Origin of the sequence: Streptococcus sobrinus DSM 20742 = ATCC 33478 (assembly GCF_000686605.1) — a bacterium.
GTDB lineage: Bacteria > Bacillota > Bacilli > Lactobacillales > Streptococcaceae > Streptococcus > Streptococcus sobrinus.
Genome location: NZ_JMLC01000047.1, coordinates 1 through 3,343 on the forward strand (window position 1 = coordinate 1; position 3,343 = coordinate 3,343).

Here is a 3,343-nt window from a genome sequence, read left to right on the forward strand (position 1 = left end):
GTCATAGGAATAAATCTCTTTCTAGTAATGTTTCGCAACTCTACTATAACGGATTTATTCCTTTTTGTGTTTACACAACTTATTTTACACTACCAGCTATTTCCATCAGTGAGTAAGATATTTATGATGATTAATCTATTCACTATTAATTGTGCCTTTGTTTTATCGTTAGGAGAGATTTTAGAAAGGGATAATTAGGTACTATCTAGAGTATATTCCAAATCGTTTTAAGTTTGCTCAATTTCTTTTTGTTGAAATATGTTTCTTTATTACTTCTGATTAGTATCTTATCTACCACTTTGATGTCAAACCAAGTTATTGAACAATTCCTTGTTTACTTAATCTTTTCCCTTTTGTATTTAATGATAAACGCAACCGTCATTATTAATATTGGAAAATCGGGCATAGGGTTACTTTCATCTATAATTGGTCTATGGATTTTACCTGATTTAGTTAATTATATTTTTAGTAGAACTGATATTTTTGATATTCAGTTGGCATATTATTTATCTCCTAACACTTTTCGAGGTATAACTAGTATTTTTAACATTTTAGTTCCTTTTAGCTATATTGTACTCTTTTATATTTTGTCTATCTTTCAATTTAATAGAAAGGAATTTTAAAATGAGGAGAAGATTATTTCCTGTTTTGGTGTTACTTATATTTGGGTTAATTGTAATTCTAGGTATCAATTTGATGAGTTCATCGCCCCAACCAAAATTTTCAAAGTTAAAAGATAATGATGTCAAATTTTTACAGAAAAATGAGATTTTGTATTATGGGAATCCCACTTGTCAGGCTTGTCAAGAATTCAATAAGGTTTTAAAGGACTACCAAGATGAGTCAGGAGTAAAAATTTATCATTGGGAATCTACGAATTCTGAGATAGCACAAAAAGCTGCTGAATTAAAAGTGTATAAAACTCCTACAACTATTATTAAGGGTAAAAAAGGAAGGGTTATAAAAATTGAAGGTTATCAATCTCTAAAACATTTGAAAAAGCTCTTAAAAGATTATGAGGAATAGAAAATGAAGGAAATAGTAAAGATAGGTTTGTTAGGTATTTTGCTAATTAGTTTAGGGATAAACTTTTATCTAATATCGGCTAAAAAACTGCAGAAGAGTCTCAAAATTAGGAACAAAAAATATGGAAATATATAAGTATTTCGATAGCTTACAACCAGTAAGTTTTGAAAAGAAATATAATACTGGACAGAGACTAGTAGTCTATATTGGAAGACCAACTTGTGGAGATTGTAATAACTTTGATAAAATTTTTGTGAAGTATATAAAGCGATACAATCTATCTTCTAAGATGGTTTATGTTAATGTAGCTGAGCTATATAAAAATAAATCGAAATGGGAAGAATTTAAAAAGAACTATAGTATCAAGGGAACCCCTTCTCTCGTTATTTATGAAAATAAGAAGGTGATCTCAAAACTTGATTTTGAAGAAATGCATGGCTTCACACCTGCAGAAGTGGAGAAGTGGTTAAAAGATAACAATTTAGCAAGGTGATAGATCGTAAAGGATAAAACAAAAATTTTTATTGCCCATAGATTATCAACGATTACTAATGTAGATAAAATTTACTTTATAGATGAAGGTGCTGTAACTGGGTCGGGAAGTTTTGAAGATCTTTCCAGTACCCATGAAAAATTTTCCATGTATGTAAAACAGCAAAATAAGAATAATTAAGCTAGTAAGGAAACTCCAAACATCTTAATTTAATAAGCTACAATAGCTTGGTTATTAATGTTTCCTTTTATTTTCAAAATGTAGAGGTACTCTAGAGTAACATAATAGAAAGGTTAGTAGGTATGAATATTAGTACGAATCACTACAAACTACGCAAAGTAAAGAAACGTTGGGTCACTTTTGTCGTAACAACTATGGCTGGTCTAACATTAATGACAGCTGGAGCAAGCTCCGCCAGTGCAGATGGCTCAACTCTGGATTCTCAAGTCAATCAAACGTCAACTCTTGTCCAACCGACAAGCGATGGAACTTCAGTGGTTGCTCCTAGCCAAGAGAAGGTGCCATCCAATCCGACAGAGGTGAAGGATACTGATAATCAATCAGAAAATCAGTCTCAACCAACTCAAGCGGCCTCTTTAACCACTCAAGAAGATGACAAGGAGCCTACTAGCCAAAACAATCAAGCACCGGCTGACTCTCCAAAACAGGTTAAGGAACCAACTTCAGTTGCCCCAGCTTCAGATGGCGCAGTCGTCCAGCAAGACCCTCAAACTCAAAAACAGGAAGAAAAAACAACAGGGGGTAAAAATGAGGTAACATCAACGGATGCTGTGGTGACAACTGCCCCAACCCTTACCTCCGATGACCAGCGGGCAGACATTAATAAAATCCTTGATGGACGTTTATCAGGTATTTCTACTCTTGATGCGGCGGCTCTGACCTATGAGTTTGAAAAGGCTCGCTTGAAAGGAGCTACTGATGCCACTATTTTAGCTAAAATCCAAGAAGCAGGGCGTGTGATACCTAACAATCTGACCTATCTCAGTGATTTCTACGATAATCAGACGGGAACAAGTGGAACTGCCTTTCGAGATAAGGCCAGTAATAAGGTTATCATTGCCTATACGGGAACTAATAATGATGGTAATGAACTTCAAGATGCCCTAGGAGCTGACCTGATGGGAATCGGTCTAGCTAGAGGTCAGCACTATCAACCTGCCTATGATTTTTATGATAAAATTGCTAGCCAATATGGTGCTGAAATTATTGTGATTACCGGACACTCCCTAGGTGGGAATGTGGCTCAACGCGTTGCCTTGAAGAAAAATGCTGCAACCACGGTTGTCTATAATTCGGCCCCCCTCTACATTCCAGCCCTTGCCTCAGTCGGTAACAAGATTTATGAGTCTCTGAGGAAAAATTTTGATCTCCCATCGAATAAGGCAGAGGCCAAGAAGACGATCGCAGCTATCAGGAGTGATATGAAGACTTTCACAGGCCATGTTATCCGTATCACAACGACCAAGGATTGGCTCAACAATGCTATGCGTTGGTTGGGAGCCGTTTACCTCGGCAAGGAATATGTGATTCCTGATTCAGGCAATCACGATTTGCAGCCCATTGCCGAAAATGCTAAGCAAGTAGCTAGTGTGAAGCAGTGGACAACCATTTAACTTACTAAATAAAAAAACTAACCTTCTAGTTTTTAAATGAACCGCTCCCTGTCAAGTAGACAGTCAAATAATAAAATAATTTAAGCAACCTGATCCCTGAATTCTAAAGGAGTCAGGTTATTTAGTTTTTCTTGATAACGTTGGGTGGTATAAAAGCTGATATAGTCGTCAATAGCTGTAACCAATTCCT

4 protein-coding genes are annotated in these 3,343 nt (G+C 35.7%); 3 read left to right on the plus strand and 1 reads right to left on the minus strand.

What is annotated here, in order from left to right; translation table 11 throughout:
- Nucleotides 1-624: 624 nt before the first annotated feature.
- The 3 genes from BS63_RS0110190 to BS63_RS0110205 all read left to right on the plus strand — a co-directional run bounded on the left by BS63_RS0110190 (nt 625) and on the right by BS63_RS0110205 (nt 3,153).
- The gene (locus BS63_RS0110190) at nt 625-1,026 is read left to right on the plus strand and encodes a DUF6568 family protein (protein ID WP_002963127.1); all 402 of its coding nucleotides are present in this window, start codon (nt 625-627) and stop codon (nt 1,024-1,026) included.
- Nucleotides 1,027-1,147: 121 nt separating this feature from the next.
- Complete coding sequence (locus BS63_RS01000000111145) at nt 1,148-1,519, plus strand: thioredoxin family protein (RefSeq protein ID WP_002963126.1); 372 nt, start codon at nt 1,148-1,150, stop codon at nt 1,517-1,519.
- Nucleotides 1,520-1,821: 302 nt separating this feature from the next.
- Nucleotides 1,822-3,153: a YqiA/YcfP family alpha/beta fold hydrolase gene (locus BS63_RS0110205; RefSeq protein WP_002963125.1), complete on the plus strand. Its 1,332-nt coding sequence runs from the start codon at nt 1,822-1,824 to the stop codon at nt 3,151-3,153.
- A gap of 80 nt (nt 3,154-3,233) precedes the next feature.
- Here BS63_RS0110205 and BS63_RS1000000112500 read toward each other — a convergent pair whose 3' ends face one another.
- Complete coding sequence (locus BS63_RS1000000112500; RefSeq protein ID WP_428835831.1) at nt 3,234-3,338, minus strand: IS3 family transposase; 105 nt, start codon at nt 3,336-3,338, stop codon at nt 3,234-3,236.
- Nucleotides 3,339-3,343 lie beyond the last annotated feature (5 nt).